The organism is Altericroceibacterium xinjiangense (assembly GCF_003958635.1).
Lineage (GTDB): Bacteria > Pseudomonadota > Alphaproteobacteria > Sphingomonadales > Sphingomonadaceae > Altericroceibacterium_A > Altericroceibacterium_A xinjiangense.
Genome location: NZ_RSEK01000006.1, coordinates 182,894 through 208,824 on the forward strand (window position 1 = coordinate 182,894; position 25,931 = coordinate 208,824).

Here is a 25,931-nt window from a genome sequence, read left to right on the forward strand (position 1 = left end):
GTCAGGCGAGCCGCGCGGGACCGAAGGCGGCGGGCAGCAGTTCGGACAAGCGGGCGGTGCGGACTTCGCTTTCCCCGCAGCAATGGATCAGTGGGTCCGTCCCTCCCAGCCCGGCGAGTTCCATCAGCACCTGACGGCAGCGGCCGCACGGCGTGACGACATCAGCGCCGCTTGCCGTCACCGCGACGGCGACCAGCCCGCCGCGGCGTCCCTGCGCCATCGCCTGCCCGACCGCCACCGTTTCGGCGCACAGCGTCAGCCCGTAGCTGGCGTTCTCCACGTTGGTCCCAGTCACGATCGTTCCATCAGCGAAGCGCAGGGCGGCGCCGACCTTGAAGCGGGAATACGGGGCGTAGGAATGAACCGCTGCACCGCGCGCGGCGGCGATGAGATCGGAGTCCTTGCGTGCGTCGGGTGTTTCTGGTGAGGAGTCGTTCTGGTCCATGGCTGGTTCCGTTCTGCTGCCGTGCCTGCGGGACGATCGGTCCGAAGCAGCCTGCGGCGATATCTCACCCCCCATGCAGGCAGACGGCCCCTGTGTGTAGTGCAAACCCGTGGGAAGTGTAATCAAACTGACCCACGCTTCCGGCAGGGCGTCGCCGGGTTCGTTGTTCCGGAACAGACATGAAATCACGGGTTATTCTTCCGCTGCTTTCCCTGGCAGCGTTGCTTGCGCCGTCTCCGGCACTGGCTTGGGGCAAGACCGGCCACCGCGTGGCGGCCGCAATCGCTGAGGATACGGTAAGCGGCGCGACCCGCGCCCACATCCGCACTATCCTCGGCACCGAAACGCTTGAGGAAGCGTCCACCTGGCCGGACGAAATGCGGTCCAGCCCCGATCCGTTCTGGGCCACGGCCACTCCCTGGCATTACGTGACCGTCGAAGGCGCGCATTACGATCATGCTCCGGCCGAAGGCGACGCCGTGACCGCGCTGGACCGGTTCCGCGCAATCCTGCGCGATCCGGCCAGCAGCCTTGAGCAAAAGCAGCTCGCCCTGCGGTTCATCGTCCATATCGTGGCCGATCTCCACCAGCCGCTGCACACCGGCAACGGGACGGATCGCGGCGGCAACGACGTGAAGGTGGCCTGGTTCGGCCAACCGACCAATCTGCATACCGTATGGGACAGCAAGCTGGTGGATGAGGAGCAGCTGGCCTTCTCCGAAATGGCCGACCGGCTCCAGCGCCGGATGACGCCGCAGCAGGTGATCGCCTGGTGGAATTCCGACCCGATGGTGTGGATTGGGGAGAGCACCGCGATCCGCGACACGATCTACCCGGCTGAGCCGAGCCTGTCCTACGATTATATCTACCGCCACACCCCTGTCGTGAAGCAGCGGCTGGCTCAGGCCGGCATCCGCCTCGCCGCTTACCTGGATGGGGTTTTCTCCGCCCAAGGGACGACCACGGCGGGCGAATGAAATTTCCGCTTTTCTGTACCGCAGCCCTGCTGGCGCTTGCCGGCTGCGCAACGCCCCTCGCCCGGCTCGAACCGGTCCCGCCGCCCCCGATTGAAGTGCAGATCCTCGCGATCAACGACTTCCACGGCAATCTGGAGGCTCCCGGAATCTCGGTCGAGGCGGATGCAGGGGACGGAACACGCGTGCAGGTGCCCGCAGGCGGAGTCGCCGTTCTGGCCGGGGCAGCTGCGGCCTTGCGGGCGGGCGCGCGCTATTCGATGACGGTGTCCGCCGGCGACATGATCGGCGCCTCGCCGCTGTCTTCCGCGCTGTTCCTTGACGAGCCGACGGTCCAGGCGATGGAGCTTGTCGGGGTCGAATACAACGCGGTCGGCAACCACGAATTCGACAAGGGCGCCGATGAGCTTGTCCGCATGCAGCAAGGCGGATGCACCGTGCACACCCCGCGCCAGCCCTGCCGGCTGGAGCCGTTCGACGGCGCCGCGTTCGCCTTCCTAGCGGCGAACGTGCAGACCGAGAGCGGCGAAACCCTGTTCCCCGGCTGGGCGATCAAGGATTTTGGCCCGGTACAAGTCGGGCTTATCGGGATGACCCTGAAGGACACCGCGACGCTGGTTACTCCCGGAGGAGTCGAGGGGCTGACTTTCGGCGACGAAGCAGCAACCGCCAACGCGCTGGTCCCTCGCCTGAAAGCCGCCGGGGCCGATGCCGTCGTGCTGCTGATCCACCAAGGCGGACGGATGGAGACCGATAGCGATCCGAGCTGCCCCGGCCTGACGGGCGATATCCTGCCGATCCTGGACAAGCTGGACCCGGAAATCGACCTCGTCGTGTCCGGCCACACGCATCAGGCCTATGTCTGCAAGCTGGCGCGAAAAGGCGGAGGACCGCCGCTGCTGCTGACCAGCGCCGGGCGGTACGGAACCCGGATCAGCGACATCCGGCTTGCGTTCCAGCCCGACGGCACGCTGATCGCTGCGGATGCGGACAATGTCATCGTCCGCGAGGCGTCGTCCGCGGTCGTGCCGTTGCTGCCCGCGTTCGCTCCCGATGCAGCGACAGCCGCGCTGGTGCAACGCTATGTCTCGGCATCGCGGACCGAAGCGGCCCGCGTGGTGGGAACGCTCTCAGGCCCGGTAACGCGGCAGCCGAATGCCGCAGGCGAAGACCTTGCCGGGTTGCTGATCGCGGACGCTCATCTCGCGGCCGGACGGGCGAAGGGAGCCGAGATTGCCTTCTTCAACCAGGGCGGCGCGCGCACGGGTCTGACACCGGGAGAAAACGGCGCGATCACGTACGGCCAGATCTTCGCGATGCAGCCGTTCGGCAATACGGTGACGGTGCTGACGCTGACCGGGGCCCAACTGAAGGCGTTGCTGGAACAGCAGTTCGCCAGCGGCTCCAACACAACGCAGGAACCGACGATGCTCTTCCCCAGCGAAGGTTTCTCCTTCGCTTACGATCTGTCGCGCCCGGCGGGCGAACGGGTCGTGGAGATGCGCCTGAACGGAGGACCGGTGACCCCCGGCAGGCGCTACCGTATCGCCGTCAATTCCTTCCTGGCGAGCGGAGGCGACAACTTCACCGTGCTGAAACAAGCAACGGACAGGGTGGACGCAGGGCTGGATCTCGAAGCGCTGGAAGGGCTTTTGAAGCCCGGCGCAGCGGTACCGCAGCCGGGGCGGATCCGCAGGCTGGGCAACAATTAAGAGGCTTCGCGAGTATCGGCCGTGATTACCATGGAACGGCCGTGGAACCGCTGCCCGAAGCGGACCAGCAAGGCGATCACTGCCGGCACCAGCAGCAGCGAAAGCACCACTTTGGCCAAGGCCTGCCCGGCGATTAGCGCGGCGATCGGGCGCGTCCCGTAGAACGCGACGGTGATGAAGATCAGCGTATCAACGATCTGGCTCAGCATCGCGGCAATTGCACCGGACAAGCCGACGAACTTCCATCGGCGGCTGAAGCGGGAGAACAAGTGGACGTTCAGCGTCATCGATACGCCGTAGGCGACGATCCCCGCGGCCATCAGCCGCCAACTCTGGCCTAGGACGATCGGAAAGGCGGCCTTGGCCGGCTCGTACATCCCTTCGTCGGTCGGCAGCTGGATGACCAGCCACGTCAGCAGGATTGCGGTGACCAGCGGCACGAAGCCGAATTGCACCAGCCGGTCCGCGAAGGCCCTTCCGTACAACCGGGCGACGGCGCTGGAAATCGCCACGAGCAGCAGAAACGGGAAAATGCCCGCTTCCACCGCGAGCGGTCCCAGCGCGACTTGCTTGGCCCCGAGAATCCCGGCGATGCAGGTCATCCCTCCGTAGAGCACGCTGTAAAGCAACAGAGGCGACGGAATCGTCACGGGGGAGGATGAGCGCATGGCGCCTGCTATTGCGTCGCGCAAGGAAAGGAAAGACAGTGATCGTGCAGCGAGTCTTTGACGCGAGGGAGTCCTTGCGCAATGGCGATTTCTTTCCTGGCCCCTTTCTCCCCGGACCCTGATGCCCACCGCCCTTGTGAACCTGCTTGGGATCGCCGTCATTCTGCTCGTGGCCGTCGGCTTGTCCACGGCCCGGCGGCGGATCAGCTTGCGGATCGTCGTGTCCGCCCTCGCGCTTCAGGCGCTGATCGCGCTCGTCGTGCTGCGGACGTCCGGGGGCCGCCTGGTGATCCAGACCATGGCTGACGGCGTGGCCGCGCTGCTGTCCTATGCCAACGCGGGCACCGAATTCCTGTTCGGGGCGGCGGCCGACAATCCGCTGTCGGGTAGCTTCGCCCTCGGCGCCCTGCCGGTGATCGTGTTCTTTGCCGCGCTGGTGTCCATCTTTTATCACCTCGGGGTAATGCAGCGGGTGGTTCGCTGGGTCGGCGGGGCGATCGGCTGGGTGACCGGAGTCAGCCGGGTGGAGGCGCTGGGCGCGGCGGCGAACATCTTCGTTGGTCAGTCGGAAAGCCCGCTGGTGGTCCGCCCCTACCTTGCGGGCTTGTCCCCTTCCCGCTTGTTTACCCTGATGACGGTCGGAATGGCCGGGGTGGCAGGCACGATTCTGGCCGCCTACGCCGGGCTGCTCGGGACGGCCTACCTGCCATTCCTGCTCGCTTCGGCCTTCATGGCCGCTCCCGGCGGGATCGTCATGGCCAAGATCATCGTGCCCGATGAAACCGAACCGAGCGCGGCGGCGGAAGGCACCGTTGCCCTGCCTGCCGCGCGGATCAGCTCCGAAGGCCCGGCCGCAATCACCGAAGGCGGAAAGCCGCACGAAGTAGCGAGCGCGGAAACCTTCGAGGAAGGACAGTCCCCCGCAAACATCATCGAGGCTGCGGCGCAAGGCGCGCAGACCGGCGTGCGTCTTGCAGTTGCGGTCGGCGCGATGGTGCTGGCTTTCGTGGCGCTGGTTGCCCTCGCCAACGGCCTGCTCGGCTGGGCGGGCGGGTTGTTCGGATTTCCGGAGCTCTCCTTCCAGGGAATCCTCGGCATGATCTTTGCGCCGGTGATGCTTCTGCTGGGCATCCCCTGGAACGAAGCAGTCGTCGCCGGGGGACTGTTCGGCACCAAGATCGTGCTGAATGAATTCGTCGCGTTCATCGATCTCGGCGCGCTTGAACCGGGCACGTTGAGCGAGCGCAGCCGCGCCGTCACCGTGTTCGCGCTCTGCGGATTCGCCAACTTCAGCTCGATCGCGATTCAGATGGCGGTAACCGGCGGGCTGGCACCCAACCAGCGGCCGGTGATCGCCCGGCTCGGCCTGCGTGCCCTTGCGGCCGGATCGCTCGCCAACCTCATGAGCGCCGCGCTCGCCGGCCTCTTCCTTTCCTTCTAGGACACGCCATGACTGATATCGCCTCTGTCTCCCTTGCTCGCCCGCTCGAGGATTTGAGCGGCGAGCTTGGCCGATCCTTTGCCGAATACGGCTTTGCCATCGTTCGCGACCACGGCATCCCGGCGGACCTGATCGTCCGGGCCGAGAAGATGTCGCGCGCCTTCTTCGATCTGCCGGAAGAGACGAAGCGCCGGTACCACCAGCCGGGCCTCGGCGGAGCGCGGGGCTACACCCCCTTCGGGATCGAGCGAGCCAAGGGCGCCGAAGTGCATGACCTGAAGGAATTCTGGCACGTCGGGCGCACCCTGCCGCCGGGACATTCGCTGGAAGCCTACATGGCGCCGAACGTCTGGCCGGAAGAACTGACCGAATTCCGCTCCACGTTCGAGGAACTGTTCGCGGCTTTCGATCGCACCGGGCTGCGCATCCTTTCGGCAATCGCGCTGCATCTCGAGCTTGAGCGGGACTTCTTCGCCGCAACCGTCGAGGACGGAAACTCCGTCATGCGCCTGCTGCACTACCCGCCGGTATCGCCTGGCGCCGAAGGCGCGATCCGGGCTGCGGCGCACGAGGACATCAACACCATCACCCTGCTGCTGGGCGCGGAAGAGGCGGGTCTGGAGCTGCTCGCGAAGGACGGCAGCTGGCTGCCCGTTTCCCCGCCCGAAGGCGCGCTGGCGGTCAACATTGGCGACATGCTGCAACGGTTGACCAACGGGCACTTGCGCTCAACCACCCACCGGGTGGTCAATCCCAGCGGACCGGCAGCACGCCGTTCCCGTTATTCGATGCCGTTCTTCCTCCACTTTCGGCCCGATTTCCTGATCGAACCGCTGCCGCAATGCGCGGATGAGAACGCGGAGCCCCCGATTACCGCGCACGACTACCTCCAGCAGCGGCTGCGTGAAATCAACCTGGCCTGACTCCGCTGCACTGCAACGAGGCTGGCGGTTCGCGCTGTTGCGCTGCAGCAACATGTCGGGGAAAATGAACCAAAGTTCAGAATTGGGGGGCGCAGAAAGCCGTAACTCGGGGCAAATGCGGTCACGGTTGTAACCGGACTGTAATCTACCTGCCCTCTAGGGGACCCCGGTCGCCCTTGAGGGGCGTGCACCCGAAATACGAGGACTCCATGAAGCTCAAGTACTTCCTAGCGGCAAGCGTCGCGCCCATCGCGGCTGCCACGATCCTGCCGGCTCCACTTGCCGCCCAGCAGATCACCAGCGGAATCCAGGGCACGGTACTGGACGACATGGGAACGCCGATCAGGGGCGCCACAGTCACTGTCACCGACACCCGTACCGACACCTCGCGCACGCTGAGCACCGGTCCGGAAGGCACCTTCAACGCTTCCAACCTCGTCACCGGCGGCCCTTACACGATCCAGGCCAACGCTCCGGGGTTCGAAGGCCAGACGATTTCCGGCATCACCACGACGCTTCAGGGCGATACCAGCCTGAGGTTCACTCTTTCTTCTGGCGTTGGCGAAATCGTCGTCAGCGGCGCGCGCGTTTCTGTCACCCAGCTGGCCGTTGGTCCGGGCATGACCTTCAACGCCGACGTGCTGGAAGCCGCCCCGACCTTCAACCGAGACGTTCGTGACGTGATTCGCATCGATCCGCGCGTCAGCCTTGACCGTGACGATGGCGGATCGGGCCAGGACCGCATTTCCTGCCTCGGCGGCAATGATCGCGGCAACTCCTTCACGGTGGATGCGATCAGCCAGGGCGACATCTACGGCCTGAACGACACCGGCTTCTCCTCGCGCAGCTCGACCCCGATCCCGTACGACGCCATCCGCGAAACTTCGGTCGAGTTCGCGCCGTTCGACGTGGACTACGGTAACTTCACCGGCTGCGCGATCAATGTGGTCACCAAGTCGGGCACGAACACCTTCCACGGCGGCGGGTTCTTCGAATATTCCAACAACGACCTTCGCGGTGAAACCGTGGAAGGGATCGCAGTCGCCCCGATCGAGCCGGAGAAGCGCTGGGGCGTCAATCTCGGCGGTCCGATCATCAAGGATCGCCTGTTCGTGTTCGGCGCCTACGAGCACGCCGAAGCCGCGTTTTCGCAGGACGAAGGCCCGACCGGCGCCGGCTTCCCGATCGGGATCGAGGGCGTGACGCTCGATCAGTTCAACGAGATCACCGATATCCTTCGGGACAGCTACGGGGTCGATTCCGGCCCGCTGGTGCGGAGCCGTCCGTTCCAGAGCGACCGCTACTTCATCCGCGGCGACTTGCAGATTACCGACAATCACCGACTGGAAGCGACCTACCAGCGGCTGGAGGAATCGACCGTATTCGGCGATGACATGGCGTCCACCGGCTCTTTTGCCGGCACCATCGTCGGGGAAAACACCTTCCGCTACAGCGGCACGGAATCGAACTACTATTCCGGCCGCCTGTATTCGCAGTGGAGCGACGTCTTCTCGACCGAGTTGCGCTATTCCCGCTCCGAAGTGCAGGACCTTCAGGACCCGATCGGTGGGGGTGAGGCGCAATCGGACAACCCGATCCCGCGCATCATCGTCGGCGTCGACAACGGCACCGGCAGGCCGGGTGCAGTTGAAGTCGGCCCCGGATTCTCGCGTTCGGCCAACGATCTGCAGACCACCGTCGATCAGGCGCGGTTTGCGATGAACTTCGATTTCGGCGCCCACCTCATCAAGGCAGGCGTGGAATACAACCGGGCCGACTTGTTCAACCTGTTCGTGCAGAACGCCACCGGCACGCTGGTGTTCGAGAACATCGACGACTTGCGCGAAGGCCTGCTTTCGACTGGGTCGGGTACCTTCAACACGCCCGCCAACATCGTGAACGGAAGCGTCGCCGGCGCGTTCGGCAACTTCTCGTATTCCGGCGACATCCGCGATGCGGCTGCGGCCTTCCAGCGCGAAGTGTTTTCGCTGTTCGTGCAGGACGAATGGCAAGTGAACGATCGCCTCGGCGTCACCGCCGGCGTCCGGCTGGACACCTACGACGGCGGTTATCCCGACCTCAACCAGAACTTCTTCGACCGCTACGGTTTCCCGAACACGACCGGGTTCAGCGATCTCGATCCCCTGGTGATGCCGCGCGTCGCCTTCACCTACGACATGGACAATTTCTCCGTCCTGAGCGGGATCCAGCTGCGCGCCGGTGTCGGCGTGTTCTCGGGCGGTGATCCACTGGTCTGGTTCGGCAATGCCTTCCAGGGCAACGGCATCGGCAATGCACAAGGCAGCTTGACGGATGCGGCCTGCCCGGATGGTCCGGTCGACGTGCTGGTCGGCGGGACCTTCACCGGGGTTCCGGCGTGTGTTCAGCAGTCCGGTTCGGATTTCGCGGCCCGCGGCCTCGGCGACACCCAGTCGATCAGCCCGGACATCACGATGCCGTCCGTCGTGCGCGCCAACATCGGCGTGATCACCGGGCTCGATTTCGCCCCCAGCGGGTTCTTCAGCGGGTGGAATCTCAACCTCGACTACATCTACAGCCACTACCGCAATCCGTTCACGATCGTGGATTTGTCGCAGACCGTCGATATCAGGGAGGGGCTGGCCGGCTACACCGTCGACGGACGCCCGATCTACGCGGCGATCGACCCGAACGTTACCGGATGCGACGCGACGCTGGTCGATCTCAATCCCGGTCCGGTTTACGAAGGCGTCACGGCGGCATGCTTCAACACCGGCCGCGACGATGAGCTGATGCTGACCAACTCGGGCGGGTATGACAGCCACATCGCCTCGCTGATCCTGTCGAAGAACTTCCGCGGCGGCGTGTTCACCGACGCCGGCAACACCTTCTTCAGCTTCGGCTACTCCTACACCGACGCGCAGGACCGGCGGAACCTGTTCAACTCAACCGCGGGATCGAACTATGACGGCACGGCTGCCTTCGACCGGCAAAATCCGGATGTGAGCCGTGGCTTCTACTCGAGCAAGCACAACATCACCGTTGGCGCGAGCTTCGACAACGAGTTCGTGGCGGATTACGGTACCCGCCTCAGCTTCACGTTCGTCGCGCGGTCCGGCCGCCCGTACAGCCTGACGTTCGCCGGCGGCGGTGTGTTCAATGACAGCGCGTCGGGCAACGACAACGCACTGGTCTATCTGCCGACCGGGGTGACCGACCCGAACATCTCGCCGCTGTCGAACATGACTGCAGTGCAGGATCTAACCGATTGGGCCAGCTCGTACAGCTGCGCCGAGGATTACCTCGGCCAGACGATCGAGCGGAACACCTGCTCCAACGACTGGTACTTCGACCTCGATCTTTCGCTGGCGCAAGAGATCCCGGGTCCTATGAGCATGTTCGGCGTTCGCGACGACCGCCTGAGGCTGTACGCAACGATGGATAACTTCCTGAACTTCCTCGACGACGACTGGAACGTGCAGCACCGCCGCAACTACGTCGGCCTACAGGATGTGGCTACCGCGAGCGGCGTGGATGCGGAAGGGCGGTACATCATCACCCGGTTCAACGGTGCCGAGTCGATCGCCGAAGATAACCAGATCAACTTCAGCTCGTCCGTCTGGCGGCTGAAGGTCGGCATCAGCTACGACTTCTGATCCGATGGGGGCCGGGCTGGCGGGAAAACCGCTGGCCCGGTTTTTTCCGCGACCAACGCCAGTCCTTCGGGCTTTCGCGCAACGCGGCAGAGTGCAAGATGGCGGGATGACAGATTCGGCTAACATCTCCCAAATTCTCGATGAACTGACCGAGATTTACCAAAGTTCGGTCGATAACCTCAGAAGCGCGCTCGACGGCTATGTTCGCCATGGGAAGCGCCCTTCGGCGCAAGACCGGCAGGACCGCTGCTTCGGCTATCCGGAACTGCGGGTGCGTTATGACGGCCGTCCGGCCCGATCCGCGCCGAGGCGGGCCTTTGCGCGGCTGAACCAGCCGGGCACGTATTCCTCCACGATCGCCCAGCCCGAGCTGTTCCAGGATTACCTGCGGAACCAGCTGGAACACATGGTGGCCGATTACGACGTGGAGATCACGGTCGCGCGGTCCGCGGTCGAGATTCCTTACGCCTATGTCCTCGACGGCGCCGGACTTGATCTGGGGAATGTCAGCCCGACAGAGCTTTCACGCTGGTTTCCCTCCAACGAACTGGTCAACATCGGAGACGAAGTCGCCGACGGAACCTGGGTGCCCGGCCCCGGCATGGACCGGCCCCTGTCGCTGTTCGACGGCCCGCGGGCGGACTTCAGCCTGGCGCGGCTGAGGCACTACACCGGCACCCCTGCCGGGCATTTCCAGAACTTCGTGCTGTTCACCAACTATACCCGCTACATCGACGAATTCGTCCGCTACGCGGTGGGCGCGCTGCGCACCGGCGAGGGCGGCTATACCGGCTTGTCCGCGCCGGGGGCGATGTTCGACCGCAACGGGCTCGATGACGCGGAAGAGCAGATCGCCGCGGGAAGCTGGCGCAAGCACCAGATGCCCGCCTATCACCTGATGCGCGAAGGGCGGAACGGCATTTCGCTGGTCAACATCGGCGTCGGTCCCTCTAATGCGAAGACCATCTGCGATCACGTCGCGGTGCTGCGGCCGGAGGTGTGGATGATGATTGGCCATTGCGGCGGACTCCGTCCCAGCCAGACGATTGGCGACTACGTCCTTGCCCACGCGTATCTGCGCGATGACAACGTCCTTGATGACGTCCTGCCCGTGGAAATCCCGCTGCCGGCAATCGCCGAAGTGCAGCAGGCGCTGTTCGATTCGACCTTGGCCATCACCGGGGAAGACGAAGACAGCGTCAAGCAGCGCCTGCGGACCGGGACGGTCGTCACCACCGACGACCGCAACTGGGAGCTGCAGTTCACTCGCTCCGCCTTGCGGTTCAATCAGAGCCGCGCGGTTGCGATCGACATGGAATCCGCCACCGTCGCGGCCCAGGGATACCGCTTTCGGGTTCCATACGGCACCCTGCTGTGCGTGTCCGACAAGCCGTTGCATGGCGAGCTCAAGCTGCCCGGACAGGCCAACGCATTCTACCAGCGCGCCGTGAGCCAGCACTTGCGCATCGCGGTGGAGGCGGTGGACTTGCTCCGAAAGGAAGGCGACGCCCTGCACAGCCGCAAGCTGCGCAGCTTCGACGAGCCGCCGTTGCGCTGAAAGCGCGGTGGAGGGGAACGTCGCCGATGCTGGACGGAGCGGGAAAGTAAGGCCCGCTGACCCGGCGCCTTGCCTGGCGGGGCGAGCGGTAGACCGCTACCGAACGGGCGGCCGCCGATTGCATGTCGACACGTGCGATAGAATGCAGCTAACGGCCGGTCATGACCGTTTTCGCGACCATCATTAACGCCGCCACTGGCGAGCCCGTGCAGAAGATGAAGTTCGGCCGAATGCCGCGTGTCGGCGCCAGCTTCAACCTGGAAACGGGGGAACTGGTGTCCGCCCAGCGGATCGAAGTGGGCAAGCCTGCGCCGGGCAAGTTCATTTCCCCGGTAAGCATCTGGGTCGCTCCTCCGCGCAACGACAGGCAGCCGTAGCTCGCACGATGGAAAAGCGTGCTCCTTCATCCAACCCGATCACCCGGGCACGCCTTCAGGTCGAAGCCGAGGTTCCGCCCTCGCGCCGCGGGCCCGGCTGGGATCGCCACTGGCGCGAACTGGAAGCCTATTTCGACGCGCAAGGCGATTGGTCATTTCCGCCCAGCGGAAAGGCAGAGCCGGAAAGCGGAGAAACCGACTGACCATCGGCCGCAAACCGGCAGATGGGCGGCCTGAGCGCTGAACCATGGAACGCTACGACGCAATCATTCTTGGAGCCGGAGCCGCAGGCCTCCTGTGTGCCGCGGAGGCAGGCCGCCGGGGGCGCCGCGTGCTGGTGATTGAGCAGGCCGATCGGCCGGGCAAGAAGATCCTGATTTCGGGCGGCGGCCGGTGCAACTTCACCAACATCAACACCGCGCCGGACAAATACCTTTCCGCCAACCCCCATTTCGCGAAGTCGGCGCTCAGCCGCTACACGCCTCAGGACTTTCTTGCGCTGGTGGAAAGGCACGGGATCGCCTGGCACGAAAAGACGCTGGGCCAGCTGTTCTGCGATGGGTCCGCCCGCCAGATCGTGGACATGTTGCTGGACGAATGCGCGCGGGGCGACGTCACGCTCGCTTGTGGGGAAGCGATTTCGGACGTTTCGAAAACGGAAAGCAGCTTCGCAGTGTCAACGTCCGGCCGCTCCGCCACTGCGCCCGCGCTGGTGATCGCGACCGGCGGCCCGTCGATCCCGAAGATGGGCGCGACAGGATTTGCTTACGACCTTGCCCGCAAATTCGGCCTGAAAGTCGTGGAGCCGAGGCCCGCCCTCGTACCGCTGACGCTTGGCGGAGAGGACGTCCTGTTCCGCGACCTTTCCGGAGTGGCCGCGGACGTGGTCGCGCGTTGCGGCCGGACGGCCTTCCGCGAAGCCGCCTTGTTCACGCATCGCGGCTTGTCCGGTCCCGCGATCCTCCAGATTTCCTCCTATTGGCGCAATGGGGAGGAAATCGGGATCGACTTCCTGCCGGACCGTTCCGAAGGCTGGCTGCTTGAGAGCAAGCGCGTGGAGCCGCGCACGAGTCTGCGCCAATTGCTGCGCGCGGCGCTGCCCGATCGGCTGGCGGATACGCTGGATGATCGGATCGGCCTTGCAGGGCCCCTCTCCGGCTTGCGGGATGCGGACTTGCGGATCGCGGAACAGAGGCTTTCCGACTGGCGCTTTTGCCCCAACGGCAGCGAAGGCTTCGCCAAGGCAGAAGTCACCGCTGGCGGGATCAGCACGGCGGAATTGTCCTCAAAGACGATGGAGGCCAGACGCGTGCCCGGCCTCCATGCCATCGGCGAAGCCGTCGATGTGACCGGCTGGCTGGGCGGGTACAATTTCCAGTGGGCCTGGGCCAGCGGCTGGGCCGCGGCTCAGGCGCTCTGACCCAAGCCTTCCTTCCCCTCAGTACCGCACCCGGACGCCAATCCTGTAGGTCCGGCCAACCACGTCATAGAGCACGTTGTTCGTCGGGCCGAAGCTGGACGGAATGTTCACCGGCGGATCCTTGTCGAACAAGTTCGATACCACGCCGTAAAGCTGAAGGCTGCGGTCGGCATCCCTCCACAGATCGTAGCTCGCGTTGAGGTTCACGTATGTCCATGCGCCGACCGAGTTGTCGTTGATGCTGTTGGGCAGCAGCGGATCGTAACCTTCCTCATCGGGGCCGATCAGCGAGGTGTTGTAGCGTCCGCCGGAGATGTGCCGGACTTGCACTTGCGCCTCGAACGGCTCGCTCGAATACGTCACGTAGCCGTTGATGATGTAACGCGGCACGCCCGAAGGCTGCGATACAGGGGAGCCGACCATGTTGGCCCGGTCCACCGCTACTCCGCTCGAATCCACGGTGGTCAGATCATCGACAATCGTGCTGAGGACCCGCAGCGAAACGTTGTCGTCGGAATTGCTCCAGATGCTGGACAGCGGCAGCGAATAATAGGCCTCTATGTCCCAGCCCCGCGTGATCAGCGTGTTGAGGTTGAGGTTGTAGTTGCGAACCGTGCTGATCGTGCCGCTCGCATCGCGATCGACGAAGGAACACAAGTCCGTGGCTCCTTCGAAACAGCGATCCACGATGACCTGAGCGCCGAGGGTGGAGACCGCCCCTTCAAGCTCGATGTCGTAGTAGTCGACCGACAAGCGGAACGCGCCGGGACCGATGCGGGGCTGCAGCACGACGCCCGCGGTCCAGGTGTCGGCGACTTCCGCCTGGAGATCGGCATTCCCGGCGAGCAGCACGGACGAAAGGACCTGCGCGCCCGTCTGCGGATCGAGGATCGACTGGAAAGACGTCTGCGTCGGGCCGAACAACTCGAAGATATTGGGCGCACGGATGTCGCGGGAGCGTGTGGCCCGCAGGCGCACCCAGTCGAACGGCGCCCAGTCCGCGCCGACCTTCCAGGTCGTGACCGAACCGCTGGTGCTGTAGTCCGTCAGGCGAACCGCGCCGTTCAGCTCCGCCGTAGAGGTGAGCGGCAGGACCGCTTCGGCGAATCCCTCCCACACCTCTACCTGACCATCGATCGGAGAGCCGGGCCCGGTGTAGAAGTCCAGCGCCCGGGAGATCGGGTCGGCCGTGCCTTCCGCGATGTCCTTGCGGTATTCGATGCCGGTGGCGACGGCCAGTGGACCGGCCCACAAGTCCACCACTTCGCCCTGCACGGCTGCGGACGCGACGTGCTGGGTCAGCTCCGTGGTCTGCATTACGGTGCCGGTGACATAGTCGATGGCAGCTTGCGACGGGCTGCCTGCGCCAAAGATGTTCAGCGGCTCGCATCCCGCGGCCGCGGGATTGCCGTTGAGCACCGCCCGGCAAACAGGGGCGCCGGTGACAGGATCCCTCACCGCGTCGATCGCGAAGTTCATCCGGGAATTGATGGTAGTGTTGAAGCCGAGCTGCGAATAATCGGTCCGGCCGAACTGGTAGTAGGCATCGAAGGTCCAGTCGCGCCAGACATCGCCTTTCGCACCCACCACCCCGCGGTAGGTTGCCCGCTCCACCTGCCCGCGCTGCGGCCCGATATCATTCCAGATGCGGGCGACCGGGATGACCGGAAGGCCGAACTGGTCCATCCCGGCCGCGACGGCAGTGGGAAGGAAGGCGTTGTCCCGGGTAATAATCCGGGGCGCGAGGTCGCGCCGCTGCGCGCCGAGCGTGCTCGCTTCTACCCGGCCGTAAGACCCTTCGGCAAAGACTGTCAGCGCGTCCGACACATCGTATTCGGCATGGGCGAACGAGTTCACCCGGCGGCTTGGCGAGGAAATCGGGTACCACTGATAGAAGGCGAGCTGGGGATCGCCGCCCCCGCTCTGGAAGATGCCCGCACCGAAGTAGGTGCCGTAATCGTGGCGGAAGATCGTCCCGTCAGGGTTGAACTCGATCCCGCGCAGCGGACCGCCGATAATCTGGCCGTTGAACGTCGCTGTGGCCACCCGCGTGTTCGGCAGGATGAGGGTGGCGGGGTCTCCCGCCGAGACGCGGCCCAGTTCCGGCCGGGCGGGATTCACAACAGGATTGCTGACGGTGTTGTAGCTGAGCGCACACCAGTCACGCGAATAGCAATTGCCGGTTCCCTTGTCGTCCACCAGTTCCACGCCCATCACGAACCGGCCGCGTCCGTCGGCAAACCCCGATCCCCCCGCCAGCGAGAGAACGAGTTCCTCGTCATCGCCTTCCTCGGCCAGCCCGTACTGCACCTGCCCGCGGATGCCCTCAAGATTGGTATCGATGATCAGGTTGACGACGCCTGCGACAGCGTCCGAACCGTAGGCGGCGGATGCACCGCCGGTGACGACTTCCACGCGTTCGACAAGCGAAGTCGGGATCATGTTGAGATCGACCGTGTTCGCCGGCGCGAAGCCGCTGCCGGAAACGGTCGCGGGCACGACCCTGCGCCCGTCGATCAGCACGAGCGTGCGGTTCGCCCCGAGCCCGCGCAAGTCAGCGCTGCTGGCGCCGATGTTGTTCATGAAGATCGCGGTGGTCGCCGCGGTCGCTTGTGGGCGGAAGGCCGGGATGTCGTTCAGCACCTGCGCAATATTGCTCGCGCCCTGGCGTGCGATCTGCTCCTGCCCGACCAGTGTCAGCGGGGTCGGCGCATCGAAGCCCGACCGTGCGATGCGCGAGCCGGTGACGACAATCGGCTCACCGGTCGCGGCCGTGTCGATTCCCCGCTCATTCACCAAGGGAGACGGATCTTCGGGCACCGGGTTCGTCGCCGGCCCCACAACCGCTTGCGCCTGGGCGGCCGAAGCCATGGCCCCTGCGAGCGCCAGCGCCAGGAAACTGGTGCCTGACCGCATGAACAGCCGCCGCACATGCACATCGGGAATCGATCCCATGCTTCTCTCCCCTGTATCGCGGTTTATCCGCTCTTGCGGTCTTCCCCCACCGCAGTGTTCCGTCGGAAACGGGCGGGGTGCCGCTTGTCTGTATGCCCACGGTTCCTGAAACACATCCGGAGTGGGGCAATCCTGGACAAGTTCCATCAACTCGATTGAGTTGTCAATGAACCGCAGGACCTTTAACGGATCGGGCCATGAACCTACCCGGCATCTGGCATTCTTTCGAAGAAGATCACCTTGTGCAGCGCCTGCTGTTCCTGGCGAAAATGGTTGAGCGCGTCAGTTCGAGGAAGCTGCAGGCGGAATTCGGCATCTCGGTGGCGCAGTGGCGTGTCCTTGCCTTCGTCTGCATCCAGGGGCCAGCGACCGGCAGCATGATCGGCGAGTCGGCGGAAATCGATCCGGCAGAAATCAGCCGGGCGGTAAAGACTCTGATCGCAGACGGCCTGGTGACCCGCGATTTCGCGCAAAGAAGCCGGAAGGCGAAACTGGTCAGTCCGACGGAAAAGGGCCACGCCCTGTTCCTTCAGATCCGCGACCAGCGACGGGAATACTTCGGCGCAATCACCGGGTTTCTGGGGCCGGAAAAAAGAGCCGACATCAACCGGAGCCTCGAATCCATCGCCGAAGCTGTCGTGGCCGAACGCGACCTCAAGCCAGATGGCCCAGCCGTTTCATCGCACGCGAACACGGCTGTCCTTGAATAATCAACATTCATCCTGCTAGGTTGCGTCCGCCGGAACCGAAGGCAAGCATGGCCCGGGCGGCGGAGAGGACCTGCTCATGACGCGTTTCGACGTCGAGGCGTTCATCGATCGCCAGCGGATCGGCAGCACCCAGGTTGCTGTCCTGCTGATCTGCGGGCTTGTCGCATTCATCGACGGCTTCGACATCTTCATGGTCGGGAAGATCGCCCCCGCGATCGCCGCCGACTTCGGGGAAGCCCCCGAAGCGATGGCCTTCCTGTTCGTGTGCCAGCAGATCGGGCTGGCCGCCGGCGCCTTCCTCGTCTCGCCGCTGGCGGACCGCTTCGGCCGCCGCAGGATGCTGATCTGGTCCTGCGCCTTCTTCGGCACGATTACCCTTCTCAGCGTCCAGGCCCAGAACCTGAACCAGCTTGCGATCATGCGCGGCGCGGCCGGGCTGTTCATGTCCGCAGGCCTGCCGATGGCGCTCGCGCTGGTGTCGGAGATGACGCCGGACCGGCGCCGGTCGACCTTCATTGCCCTCTCGCTGGTCGGCTATTCCAGCGGCAGCGCCGCAAGCGGGGCCGTCGCTGCCTGGCTGATCGATGGCTATGGGTGGGAAAGCGGCTTCTGGATCGGCGGGATCGTGCCGCTGCTGTGCATTCCGCTGCTGCTGCTGTTCGTGCCCGAATCGATCAAGTTCCGCGCGGAAAGAAACCCGCGCGATCCGGCCATCGCCAAGACGATCCGGCGAATGGACGCTTCCGTGCAATTGACCGGAGACGAGGTGTTCGTCCTGGGCACCAGCGGCGCAAGACCGCAAAAGGCCAGGCTGACCGACATCTTCACCGGCGGCCGTGCCTGGATGACCGCGATCCTTTGGGCCGCCTGTCTCCTGTCGATGACCAACATCGCGCTGCTCGCTTCCTGGCTGCCTACCTTCTTTCAGGAAATGCAGGGCATTCCGATCCAGCGTTTCGCCATTTCGGCCATGATCGCCTATCTCGGCGGCGTCGCCGGGATGCTGTCCATCGGATACCTGATGGACCGGTTCAGCGCGACGCGAGTGATCCCGGTGTACTACCTCGCGCTCGCCGCTGCGCTGGTGGCGATGTCCTGGGTACCATTTGAATCCACCCTGTTCATCGCGGTGCTGATCGCCTGGAACTTCGTCCAGACCGGCGGGCAAGGTGGGCTCAACACGCTGATCACTCAGATATATCCGCCGCGCATGCGCAGCACGGCCCTTGGCTGGGCCGGGGGTGCCGGACGCATCGGCGGCGTCATCGCCCCGGTCTACGGCGGCTTCGCGATCGCGCAGAACTTTTCGCTCCAGCTGACGCTGGGGCTCGCCGCATTCCTGCCGTTTTGTGTCGCGGTGCTGATTTCGTTCCTCGGGGTCGCAGGCTCCAGAACGTCGATGGAAGTGGCCAAGGAACCCGCTGCGGTCTGATCCGCGGTCTTTCAGGGAGGGGACATGAACAGGACCGACTACGAGGACTACGTCGCGCGGTTCAACGCCAATGATTTCGAGGGGTTCGGCCGCTATTACCACGACGATGTCGTCTTCAATCTTGGCGACAAGAAGCAGATCGTCGGGCGCGAGAACATCCTCGACTTCTATCGCGACGTGAAGTCGAAAGTCCGCGAGACGCTGGAGATCCTGCGCGTCGCGGTGGATGAGGATGCGCTGGCGGTGCACGTGCGGACCGAATTCCTCGCGCTTCAGGACTGGCCCGACTTCATTGCCGGGCCGCTGATGAAGGGCGAGACGCTGAACATCGAGAGCATCGGGTTCTACTATCTGCGCGAAGGAAAGATCGCGCAGATTCTCGGCGCTCGATACCGCACGTTGCCGGTCGTGCCGGCCAAAGGGAACGGCTGAGCCATGGAACAGGACACCGGGCAGGCGAGCCCCCACCCCTTCGCCCCGCGCTTCGAATTCGCGTTCACCGTCAGCATCGACTTGACGAAGCCGGTGTGGATCGAGCCATCCAGCATGGGCACCACCCGCGCCGGGATCTGGGCCGCGCAAGGCACCTTTGAGGGGCCGCGCATCAAGGGACGCGTCATTCCGATGAGCGGCGGCGACTTCCCGCTCGTGCGGCCGAACGGGGTGATCGACTTCGATGCGCGCTATTTCCTCGAAGCTGACGATGGAACGCCAATCTACCTCCAGAGCCGGGGCTATCGCTGGGCCGAAGGCGACGCGATGGAGCGGATGGCGCGGAACGAACCGGTCGAGGCGGACGAATACTACATGCGCGTGAGCCCCAAGTTCGACGTGCCCGAAGGCCCGCATGACTGGCTGGGCAAGCACGTCTTCGTCGGCGTTGCCGAAAAGGTGCCGCGGGCCAATCGGATCCACTACTTCACGGTGCTTTGAAAATGACGGACAAGGCAATGGACGATGCAAGCCATGGGGGCCAAGTCAGCGCGCGGCTGGAATACGTGTTCGAGACGCGGGTGTTCTTCCGGCCCGAACGCTGCGTGTTCGGGCCGCGCCCCGGTGGCGGCAGCCAAGGCTACACGCCGTGTTCGGGCGGGGAAATCTACGGCCCCAAGCTGAGCGGGCGCGTGGTGCCGGACAGCGGGGCCGACTTTGCCGACGTGCGCGGCGACGGGACGATCGTCATCAAGTCGCACTACCTGCTTGAGGCGGACGACGGGACGAAGATCTACATCAACAACAACGGCTATCTGGTCCCCGCGTCAAAGGGCGAGGCAAAGATCGTCAACGGAACGCCGCAACCGGCGTACTTCCGCTTCACGCCCACGTTCATCGTTCCGGCCGGGCCGCAGGAATGGCTTGGCCGGACGCTGTTCGTCGGCGCTGGGGAGCGGCGATCCGATCCCGACCACTCGATCTTCACGTATTACGCCGTTCGCTAGGGGAACCGTCCTAGCCGAGAGAGAAGGTCACCGGCACCAGCACCCAGGCCTCCCGGGGCTTGCCGGCTTGTTTTGCCGGCACGAAGCGCCACTTGCGGACGGTTTCGAGCGCGGCTTTGTCCAGTCGATCATGCCCGCTGGAGTTGTCCATTTCCAGCTTCACCGCCCGGCCATCGACGCTGACCAGTACGCGAAGCACCACCACGCCTTCTTCCCGCCCCTTGCGGGAGAGATAGGGGTAGGACGGCCCCGGATTGTTCAGCTGGCTCGCCTTGAAGTCGGGCGGAGTGATCGGGGCAGGCGGTGCCGGTGCAGGGGCAGCCTGCTGCGGTGCCGCCGCGACCGGGAGGGCGAGTGCCACCGTCTCCACCGGCAAGGCGACGGGAGCGACCGTGATTTGCGGAGCGCGCGTGACCAGCTGGATCTCCGGCGCGGGGGCAACGACCGGCTGCGGCGCGGGCGGGATAGGCGCCACGTCTGCCACTGGCTCGACAGACGGCGGAATGTCCGGTTCAGGCATCGGCGGCGCGGGCGGCTCGGTAATCTCGAAAGTGGCCACGCTTTCCAGCTGCTGCCGAACCTCGCCTTCGAAGCGAAGGGTCAGCAGCGTCCCGATGCCGATGGCATGAAGCGCGAGAATAACGGTGAGCACGGCCCACCGGGGGCGGCCGTGTTCATAGGATCGCGACACCGCTTCCTCCCCCCGCCTGTCGACGGGAGGAGGAGCAATGACCGCCACGGCTTCGGGCGGCGGAAAGTGCGGTTCGGCGGCGGCGATATTGAGTTGCATTACACTCATCATCTTCTCCGTTAATCGGCACTTCCAGTCAAATTCATTTCCAACCCGAAGCCGGGCCTTGGCCGCCGCTTCAGTAGCGGGCGATGAGCGTGGCCAGCGCCTGGCGGCCAGCGGCGGGCACGGCGAAGTGCGGATAGCGCAGCTTCGCGATGTACCGCTCATCGGTCAGGTTGTTGACGTTCACCCGCAGGCCGAAGCGGTCGTTCAGTTCGTACTGCGCATGCGCATCGAACCGCACGTACCCATCGGCCCGGATCAGGTTCGCCGCATCGGCGTAGCGCTCAGATGCCCCGTAGGCGCCGCCGCCAATGCTGAACCGGGGCGTAGCCTGCCAGTCGATCGTCGCAGCGAGGTTGTGCTCCGGCGTGTTCGGCAGGAAGTTGCCCTGATTGACGGATCGATCGCGCAGTTCGCTGTTCACGTACGTGTAGCCGACCAGCATCGTCACCGGCCCGAGACGGCCAGAGGCACTCAGCTCAACACCTTGCAGCCGGGCGGCAGCGAAGACGTTCGACGCCGCGTCCGTGCCGGGTAGTCTTTCCAGGATATTGTTCCGATCCACGCGGAACGCCGCCATCGAGAACAGCATCGCGCCCTCATACAGCTCCACCTTGCCGCCAACTTCCCAGTTTTCGGTTTTCTGCGGCTCATACAAGTCATTGTTGTCCCCGATGTTCTCCGATCCTTCGCCGACGGTAGTACCCGGCGGGGTGTTCGAATCCGCGTAGGAAGCGTACAGGCTTGCGTCCGGTGTCGGCTTGTAGATGACGCCGCCTTGCCACGACCAGAAATCCCCGCCGTTCGCTACGTCGTAGCTGTCTCCCCGGGATATGCCCGAGCCGGTGGCGGAGAAATCCGTCCAGCGGATGCCGCCGTTCAGCAGCAGCTGCGGCGTGACGGTGACCGTGTCGAACAAGTAGAGGCTGTACTCCTCGGCGGTCGCGATGGCTGGCACGGCGCTGGGGGTGATTGAGCCAGTCCACGGATCAGTCGGATTGGGCGCAAGAAGATCGGTGCAGTTGAAGCTCGCAAGCTGGGCTGGCGTGCAGGTCCTGCCGCCTGTGTCGACGCTGTAGTTGCGGTTGAAGTTTTCAGAGTCGCTGTATTCGAACCCGAGCGCGACGCTGTGCCGCAGCATGCCGGTAGCGAAATCCCCCGCAAGATTGGTGTTGCTGACGACGCCTTCGAACTCGGAATTCCGGCTTTTCACGTTCCGCCAGACAAGACCGTCGGCGACGTTTCCGGCACTGTCGTCAGGGTTGGTGACGATGTAATTGTTGGTGTTCCAGCTGTACCGGGTCGTGTTCGAGAGGGCGAACCCTCGTCCAAGCTCCGTCCTGAGGCGCAGCGTCACGGCATCGGTGTTGGTTTCCTGGAAGTCGCGGGCAACGAGACCGTAGAAGTTGTCGTAATCGACATCCGCCGGGCGCCGCAGGTCCCTGACCTCCGGATCAAGCTGAAACGGCGACGTCAGCGGAATGCCGTAATCGGGCAGCGCGTCGGTTTCGAGGTGGTAGTAGTCCAGCGACGCAGTGGCCGGGCCGCCCGCACCGAAGGTGATCGACGGCGCCACGCCCCAGCGGTCGCTGTAGACATAGTCGCGACCCGGCACTTCGGAATCGTGGATCATGCCGACGAACCGCACGGCGAGGCTATCGCTTAGCTGCCGGTTCACGTCCGCAGTGCCGCGGAGCAGGTCGGAGGTGCCTGCGGTAAGCTGGGCAGTCGCAAAATTGCCCTGACGCGCGACTTTGGTGACGAGGTTGATCGCACCGGCAGCCGATCCGCGGCCGCCCAGAATGCTGTTCGGCCCCTTGGAAATTTCGATCGACTCCAGAGCGAAGACTTCGCGCGACTGGGAGCCGACATCGCGGACGCCATCGACGAAAACGTCACCCGTCGCATCAACGCCGCGGATCAGCGGAATGTCGGCGCTCGCAGTCCCACCCTCGCCCGCGCCCAGCGTGATGCCCGGGACGGCACGGAAGGCTTCTTCCAGGGAGAAGGCGGCGGTGTCCTCAAGCACTTCCTCGGTGATCACGTTGATGATCCGAGGCGTGTTGAGCACCGGCGCGGTGTACTTGGGGGAGGAGAGTTCCTCTACCCGATAATCCTCGTCCACCGCCGTGTCCGTCACGGTGACGCCTTCGAGCCGCGTCGGCTCGGTCGTGCTTTGGGCCATCGCGGGCGCGCTGGCGAGAAAGCCGACGCAACCCAGTGCTACGAAGCTTCCCGCAGCAGCACGGCTCGCGCCAGACTTATCCAATTTCCTCATGTGCCTCCCTTTCCGTTTACCGGTTTGGGGGCCTAATCGCGATTGGCTCGCAACAAGTCAACTCTAATGCGAACTATTTGCAAGAAGGGCGCAGGTCCTTCCTGGTGCTGTGTCCTTCAGGCATCAGCCCAGCGCCGCATCAGGTTGTGATAAAGGTTGGTCAGCTCCATCACGACCGCATCGCCAGCCCCGCGTTCCATGCTCAGCGTGCGGATGCTGCGGTCCAGACGATAGAGTTCCTCACGCTTTCCATGATCGCGCACCATGCTTTGCAACCAGAAGAAGCAAGCAGTGCGCGCGCCGTGGGTGACGGGCGTCACCCGGTGCAGGCTGGACGCGGGATACAGGACCATGTCCCCAGCGGCGAGCTTCACCGAATGTTCGCCAAACAAGTCCTCGACGATGAGCTCCCCGCCTTCGTAGGCTTCCGGGGGTTCCAGAAACAGCGTGCAGGACAGGTCGCTGCGAATGCGAAACTCGGACCCCGCCAGCTGGCGGATGCTGTTATCGACATGGGCGCCGAATTCCTCCCCTCCCCGGTACCGGTTGAACAGCGGCGGGAACACCTTCAGCGGCAGCGCAGCCGCGATGAAATCCGGCGTCTGCCCCAGCGCATCGAGCACCAGGCGCCCCGCCCGCGCCGCTTCATCGCAGCCCTGCTTCAGTTGACGGTTGCGCTTCGTCAGGCGGGACTGGTGTCCGGAGGTCTCATTCCCGTCGATCCACGGGCCCGCATCGATGATATCGCGCAGCGTGCGCACGCCAACGGCATCCAGCACGCCTTCGATCCTGAGCATCATTCCAAGTCGTCCTTAATTCAGCCAGCGCTGCCAGGCAGGGCTGGTCGTCGTTCCGCTTTGCATCGCAAGACGCGCGGGGATGCCGTGACGGGAAGCAAAGCCCATGCCTCGCTCGGGCCCGAGCACCATGATGGCCGTCGCCAGCGCATCCGCTTGCATGCAGCCCGGATGCAGGACGGTAGCGGACAGGACCGTATCGCCCAGCGGAACGCCGGTTCGTGGATCGAGCGTGTGGGACCAACTGCGCCCTTCCGCTTCGCGGCGGCGGTGAAAATTGCCCGATGTGGCCACGGACCAGCCGCAGAGTCCGATCCGGGCCGAAGCGGTTTCCAGACCGGGCGGTGCTTCCACGTCCACCCACCACGGCAATCCATCCGCCTGTACGCCGATGCCGCGCAATTCGCCGCCGATCTCCAGCAGCGCATGGCCAATCCCGATCCGCTCCAGCGCCGCCACGCCCATGTCGACCGCGAACCCCTTGGCGATCCCGGACAAGTCGAGCTGCAATCCGCCCGGCTGGATCAGGACCGCGTCCCCATGGTCCCATTCGATCCGCCGCCAGCCCGCATTTGCCGAACTGGCAGCAGCGGGCACAGCCGCAGGTGCCGGGGCGACGCCGAAGCCCCAGGCCTCGCTCAGGTGCCCAAGCGTCGGATCGAAGGCCCCTTCGCTCGCCTCCGCAATTTGCAGCGCGCAATCCAGCACGATCCGAAACTGCGGCGACACAGCGTGACGAGTGCCCGGTTCCGCCCCGTTGAAGCGGCTAAGCTCCGAGTCCGGGTCCCACTGGCTCATCTGCGCGATAACGCGGGCGAACACGCCTTCCAGGATGGAACGGACGTGCCTCTCGCCGGTCTGCGGCTCGATCACCGCGCTCAGCGACCAATCCGTTCCCATCGTCGATCCGCCCATGCGCACAGTCCGCCCGTTGGAAAGCGGGCGGACTGCGTCGGGCAATAGATCGGGCGGAAGCAGCAGCTCGGCCACTTCCGCCCCATCCGGATGGGGCGTTCCGCCGATCAAAGCGGCAGGAATTCCAGCACGGCAGTGTAGGACGCGCGCCGTCCGATGTCGGACGGGCCCTCTTCGGCATGGGACGCTTCGATGTAGTACATCCCCGCCTCCGGCGCCGTCAGCGTGACGGTGCCATCGGCTGCGGTGGTGAGCGTCTGGATTCCCGCCTCATCCCGGTAGCGCGTGCCGCCTTCGACGAACTCGACCTCCAGCCCCGCAGCGGGCTGTCCATCGATGACAAAGCGCATCTGGGCCGGTTCGCCGGCCACCAGATCGTTCGGGTGAGTGACGGGGATCATCTCCAGCCCGCTGCCGCTCGGCCGAAGCGCGGTTTCGGTGGGGGCGCCCAGCGTCACGAACGTCTCGGTCCGGCCGTTGTTTTCCGACACCCGGACATTGGTCGCTTCAGGCGGGATCTGGTTCAGCTGCGCCCGGGTACCTCGCCAGCGGCGCGGTTCCCCGTTCAGTTCATAGAACCCCATCATTCCGCCGTTGACGATAGCCAGGCGGTAGGTCCCCGGCTGCTGAAGCGAAACGTCGAACACGCTGCGATGCTCGCCCGAACCGATGATCTTTGGCTGAAGTGGCTGTCCGTCGGGACCGATGACCTGAAGATCGTTCAGCGGCATGGGCCGGTGATCGAAGCTGAACAATTCGTTGGACGCCGCGGCATCGACGCTGACCGTCGCGCTATCTCCCGAAAGCACGGTGGCGGAGGGCAGCAGCCAGCGGCGGTGGGCTTCGGCCTTCCCGGGCAGGACGGCGGCGAGGCCGACCGCAAGGCCGATGGCGATAAGGCTGGGCTTGGCAAACATGAAACGTCTCCCGTTTGGTCAGGGTTTGATGGTCAGGCGAATATCGCCGAGTTCCTTGGATCCGCTGGCGCTGGCGGTTTGCGTTCCGCGCGGGGGCCACTGGAAGGGAATGGTCACGAGCTCACGCCCACCGACTTCGCGCACGGCTTCGACCTGCAGCTTGTAGGACCCGGGGGCGAGCTTCTTCAGCTGGCGCGACCCTTCGGTAAAGCGGAGGGGATGCTGGCCCGGCGCCTTGGTCGGCGCGCTGACGCCGTTCACCGGCATCTTGAGCGACCGGCCGGAGCGGCGCCACCATGTGCGCAGGTCCGACAGCCACTTGCTGCCGTCCTCGCCCTTCAGGTCGACGTCGTACCAAGCGCCCAAGTTGGAAACGACCTTGCCGCTCCCGTCTTCGATCCAGAGGGCGACGTAGGGATTGTGGTATTCCGACACGCGCAGCCGCGGGATTTCGACGTTGAGCTGCATTTCACCAGCGGCTGCGGGGGTGGCAATCAGGCCAGTGGCGGCAAAGAGCAGGGTTTTCTGCATGAAGCGTC

At 64.7% G+C, this 25,931-nt stretch carries 23 protein-coding genes; 14 read left to right on the plus strand and 9 right to left on the minus strand.

Annotated features, from left to right (window positions below):
• Position 1: 1 nt before the first annotated feature.
• A complete protein-coding gene (locus ELY13_RS09160) occupies positions 2-445 on the minus strand; it encodes a cytidine deaminase (RefSeq protein ID WP_126173605.1) in 444 nt (147 codons plus the stop codon).
• 179 nt (positions 446-624) lie between these two features.
• Here ELY13_RS09160 and ELY13_RS09165 point away from each other — a divergent pair, with 179 nt between their 5' ends.
• Both ELY13_RS09165 and ELY13_RS09170 read left to right on the plus strand, forming a co-directional pair.
• Positions 625-1,422: a S1/P1 nuclease gene (locus tag ELY13_RS09165; RefSeq protein ID WP_126173606.1), complete on the plus strand. Its 798-nt coding sequence runs from the start codon at positions 625-627 to the stop codon at positions 1,420-1,422.
• On the plus strand, positions 1,419-3,131 hold the full coding sequence (locus tag ELY13_RS09170) for a bifunctional metallophosphatase/5'-nucleotidase (protein ID WP_126173607.1): 1,713 nt from the start codon (positions 1,419-1,421) through the stop codon (positions 3,129-3,131). The genes ELY13_RS09165 and ELY13_RS09170 overlap by 4 nt, the downstream gene beginning before the upstream one ends.
• Here ELY13_RS09170 and ELY13_RS09175 read toward each other — a convergent pair.
• Positions 3,128-3,799, minus strand: a complete 672-nt coding sequence (locus tag ELY13_RS09175; RefSeq protein WP_126173608.1) for a queuosine precursor transporter — start codon at positions 3,797-3,799, stop codon at positions 3,128-3,130. The genes ELY13_RS09170 and ELY13_RS09175 overlap by 4 nt on opposite strands.
• Before the next feature lie 121 nt (positions 3,800-3,920).
• Between ELY13_RS09175 and ELY13_RS09180 the strand changes: the two genes are divergently transcribed.
• The 7 genes from ELY13_RS09180 (at position 3,921) to ELY13_RS09210 (ending at position 13,153) form a co-directional block, all read left to right on the plus strand.
• The gene (locus ELY13_RS09180) at positions 3,921-5,240 is read left to right on the plus strand and encodes a NupC/NupG family nucleoside CNT transporter (protein ID WP_126173609.1); all 1,320 of its coding nucleotides are present in this window, start codon (positions 3,921-3,923) and stop codon (positions 5,238-5,240) included.
• Between the two features lie 8 nt (positions 5,241-5,248).
• Positions 5,249-6,163, plus strand: coding sequence for an isopenicillin N synthase family dioxygenase (locus ELY13_RS09185; RefSeq protein ID WP_126173610.1), 915 nt, complete (start codon positions 5,249-5,251; stop codon positions 6,161-6,163).
• A 209-nt stretch (positions 6,164-6,372) separates the two neighbouring features.
• A complete protein-coding gene (locus ELY13_RS09190; RefSeq protein ID WP_126173611.1) occupies positions 6,373-9,798 on the plus strand; it encodes a TonB-dependent receptor in 3,426 nt (1,141 codons plus the stop codon).
• A 106-nt stretch (positions 9,799-9,904) separates the two neighbouring features.
• Positions 9,905-11,356: an AMP nucleosidase gene (locus ELY13_RS09195; RefSeq protein ID WP_126173612.1), complete on the plus strand. Its 1,452-nt coding sequence runs from the start codon at positions 9,905-9,907 to the stop codon at positions 11,354-11,356.
• Positions 11,357-11,517: 161 nt separating this feature from the next.
• Positions 11,518-11,733 carry a hypothetical protein gene (locus tag ELY13_RS09200; protein ID WP_126173613.1) on the plus strand — a complete coding sequence of 72 codons (216 nt, stop codon included), beginning with the start codon at positions 11,518-11,520 and terminating at the stop codon, positions 11,731-11,733.
• A gap of 8 nt (positions 11,734-11,741) precedes the next feature.
• Positions 11,742-11,936, plus strand: coding sequence for a hypothetical protein (locus ELY13_RS09205; RefSeq protein WP_126173614.1), 195 nt, complete (start codon positions 11,742-11,744; stop codon positions 11,934-11,936).
• 44 nt (positions 11,937-11,980) lie between these two features.
• The gene (locus tag ELY13_RS09210; protein ID WP_126173615.1) at positions 11,981-13,153 is read left to right on the plus strand and encodes a BaiN/RdsA family NAD(P)/FAD-dependent oxidoreductase; all 1,173 of its coding nucleotides are present in this window, start codon (positions 11,981-11,983) and stop codon (positions 13,151-13,153) included.
• Positions 13,154-13,171: 18 nt separating this feature from the next.
• Here the strand turns inward: ELY13_RS09210 and ELY13_RS09215 are convergent, their stop codons facing one another.
• Positions 13,172-16,108: a TonB-dependent receptor domain-containing protein gene (locus ELY13_RS09215; RefSeq protein ID WP_164549755.1), complete on the minus strand. Its 2,937-nt coding sequence runs from the start codon at positions 16,106-16,108 to the stop codon at positions 13,172-13,174.
• Positions 16,109-16,305: 197 nt separating this feature from the next.
• Between ELY13_RS09215 and ELY13_RS09220 the strand changes: the two genes are divergently transcribed.
• The 5 genes from ELY13_RS09220 to ELY13_RS09240 all read left to right on the plus strand — a co-directional run bounded on the left by ELY13_RS09220 (position 16,306) and on the right by ELY13_RS09240 (position 19,689).
• Positions 16,306-16,818: a MarR family winged helix-turn-helix transcriptional regulator gene (locus ELY13_RS09220; protein ID WP_126173617.1), complete on the plus strand. Its 513-nt coding sequence runs from the start codon at positions 16,306-16,308 to the stop codon at positions 16,816-16,818.
• A 76-nt stretch (positions 16,819-16,894) separates the two neighbouring features.
• The gene (locus ELY13_RS09225; protein ID WP_126173618.1) at positions 16,895-18,250 is read left to right on the plus strand and encodes an MFS transporter; all 1,356 of its coding nucleotides are present in this window, start codon (positions 16,895-16,897) and stop codon (positions 18,248-18,250) included.
• Positions 18,251-18,274: 24 nt separating this feature from the next.
• A complete protein-coding gene (locus tag ELY13_RS09230; protein WP_126173619.1) occupies positions 18,275-18,682 on the plus strand; it encodes a nuclear transport factor 2 family protein in 408 nt (135 codons plus the stop codon).
• 3 nt (positions 18,683-18,685) lie between these two features.
• Positions 18,686-19,183, plus strand: a complete 498-nt coding sequence (locus tag ELY13_RS09235; RefSeq protein ID WP_126173620.1) for a DUF3237 family protein — start codon at positions 18,686-18,688, stop codon at positions 19,181-19,183.
• A gap of 2 nt (positions 19,184-19,185) precedes the next feature.
• Entirely contained in the window at positions 19,186-19,689 is a 504-nt protein-coding gene (locus tag ELY13_RS09240; protein WP_126173621.1) for a DUF3237 domain-containing protein, read from the plus strand.
• A 10-nt stretch (positions 19,690-19,699) separates the two neighbouring features.
• Here ELY13_RS09240 and ELY13_RS15355 read toward each other — a convergent pair whose 3' ends face one another.
• From ELY13_RS15355 to ELY13_RS09270, 6 genes are all read right to left on the minus strand, one after another.
• Complete coding sequence (locus tag ELY13_RS15355) at positions 19,700-20,488, minus strand: energy transducer TonB (RefSeq protein ID WP_241233616.1); 789 nt, start codon at positions 20,486-20,488, stop codon at positions 19,700-19,702.
• Positions 20,489-20,558: 70 nt separating this feature from the next.
• Positions 20,559-22,763 (minus strand): TonB-dependent receptor, encoded by a 2,205-nt coding sequence (locus ELY13_RS09250; RefSeq protein ID WP_126173622.1) that lies wholly within the window; start codon positions 22,761-22,763, stop codon positions 20,559-20,561.
• A gap of 116 nt (positions 22,764-22,879) precedes the next feature.
• On the minus strand, positions 22,880-23,563 hold the full coding sequence (locus ELY13_RS09255; RefSeq protein ID WP_126173623.1) for a Fe2+-dependent dioxygenase: 684 nt from the start codon (positions 23,561-23,563) through the stop codon (positions 22,880-22,882).
• A 12-nt stretch (positions 23,564-23,575) separates the two neighbouring features.
• A complete protein-coding gene (locus ELY13_RS09260; RefSeq protein ID WP_241233617.1) occupies positions 23,576-24,550 on the minus strand; it encodes an FAD:protein FMN transferase in 975 nt (324 codons plus the stop codon).
• Positions 24,551-24,582: 32 nt separating this feature from the next.
• Positions 24,583-25,392 (minus strand): DUF4198 domain-containing protein, encoded by an 810-nt coding sequence (locus ELY13_RS09265; protein WP_126173624.1) that lies wholly within the window; start codon positions 25,390-25,392, stop codon positions 24,583-24,585.
• A gap of 18 nt (positions 25,393-25,410) precedes the next feature.
• Positions 25,411-25,923 carry a DUF2271 domain-containing protein gene (locus ELY13_RS09270; protein WP_126173625.1) on the minus strand — a complete coding sequence of 171 codons (513 nt, stop codon included), beginning with the start codon at positions 25,921-25,923 and terminating at the stop codon, positions 25,411-25,413.
• Between the last annotated feature and the right edge of the window lie 8 nt (positions 25,924-25,931).

What these genes read in the sequence shown, in the direction of transcription:
- ELY13_RS09160 (WP_126173605.1), bottom strand. Translation starts at nt 445, where the DNA reads ATGGACCAGAACGACTCCTCACCAGAAACACCCGACGCACGCAAGGAC.
- ELY13_RS09165 (WP_126173606.1), top strand. Translation starts at nt 625, where the DNA reads ATGAAATCACGGGTTATTCTTCCGCTGCTTTCCCTGGCAGCGTTGCTT.
- ELY13_RS09170 (WP_126173607.1), top strand. Translation starts at nt 1,419, where the DNA reads ATGAAATTTCCGCTTTTCTGTACCGCAGCCCTGCTGGCGCTTGCCGGC.
- ELY13_RS09175 (WP_126173608.1), bottom strand. Translation starts at nt 3,799, where the DNA reads ATGCGCTCATCCTCCCCCGTGACGATTCCGTCGCCTCTGTTGCTTTAC.
- ELY13_RS09180 (WP_126173609.1), top strand. Translation starts at nt 3,921, where the DNA reads ATGCCCACCGCCCTTGTGAACCTGCTTGGGATCGCCGTCATTCTGCTC.
- ELY13_RS09185 (WP_126173610.1), top strand. Translation starts at nt 5,249, where the DNA reads ATGACTGATATCGCCTCTGTCTCCCTTGCTCGCCCGCTCGAGGATTTG.
- ELY13_RS09190 (WP_126173611.1), top strand. Translation starts at nt 6,373, where the DNA reads ATGAAGCTCAAGTACTTCCTAGCGGCAAGCGTCGCGCCCATCGCGGCT.
- ELY13_RS09195 (WP_126173612.1), top strand. Translation starts at nt 9,905, where the DNA reads ATGACAGATTCGGCTAACATCTCCCAAATTCTCGATGAACTGACCGAG.
- ELY13_RS09200 (WP_126173613.1), top strand. Translation starts at nt 11,518, where the DNA reads ATGACCGTTTTCGCGACCATCATTAACGCCGCCACTGGCGAGCCCGTG.
- ELY13_RS09205 (WP_126173614.1), top strand. Translation starts at nt 11,742, where the DNA reads ATGGAAAAGCGTGCTCCTTCATCCAACCCGATCACCCGGGCACGCCTT.
- ELY13_RS09210 (WP_126173615.1), top strand. Translation starts at nt 11,981, where the DNA reads ATGGAACGCTACGACGCAATCATTCTTGGAGCCGGAGCCGCAGGCCTC.
- ELY13_RS09215 (WP_164549755.1), bottom strand. Translation starts at nt 16,108, where the DNA reads ATGGGATCGATTCCCGATGTGCATGTGCGGCGGCTGTTCATGCGGTCA.
- ELY13_RS09220 (WP_126173617.1), top strand. Translation starts at nt 16,306, where the DNA reads ATGAACCTACCCGGCATCTGGCATTCTTTCGAAGAAGATCACCTTGTG.
- ELY13_RS09225 (WP_126173618.1), top strand. Translation starts at nt 16,895, where the DNA reads ATGACGCGTTTCGACGTCGAGGCGTTCATCGATCGCCAGCGGATCGGC.
- ELY13_RS09230 (WP_126173619.1), top strand. Translation starts at nt 18,275, where the DNA reads ATGAACAGGACCGACTACGAGGACTACGTCGCGCGGTTCAACGCCAAT.
- ELY13_RS09235 (WP_126173620.1), top strand. Translation starts at nt 18,686, where the DNA reads ATGGAACAGGACACCGGGCAGGCGAGCCCCCACCCCTTCGCCCCGCGC.
- ELY13_RS09240 (WP_126173621.1), top strand. Translation starts at nt 19,186, where the DNA reads ATGACGGACAAGGCAATGGACGATGCAAGCCATGGGGGCCAAGTCAGC.
- ELY13_RS15355 (WP_241233616.1), bottom strand. Translation starts at nt 20,488, where the DNA reads ATGAGTGTAATGCAACTCAATATCGCCGCCGCCGAACCGCACTTTCCG.
- ELY13_RS09250 (WP_126173622.1), bottom strand. Translation starts at nt 22,763, where the DNA reads ATGAGGAAATTGGATAAGTCTGGCGCGAGCCGTGCTGCTGCGGGAAGC.
- ELY13_RS09255 (WP_126173623.1), bottom strand. Translation starts at nt 23,563, where the DNA reads ATGATGCTCAGGATCGAAGGCGTGCTGGATGCCGTTGGCGTGCGCACG.
- ELY13_RS09265 (WP_126173624.1), bottom strand. Translation starts at nt 25,392, where the DNA reads ATGTTTGCCAAGCCCAGCCTTATCGCCATCGGCCTTGCGGTCGGCCTC.
- ELY13_RS09270 (WP_126173625.1), bottom strand. Translation starts at nt 25,923, where the DNA reads ATGCAGAAAACCCTGCTCTTTGCCGCCACTGGCCTGATTGCCACCCCC.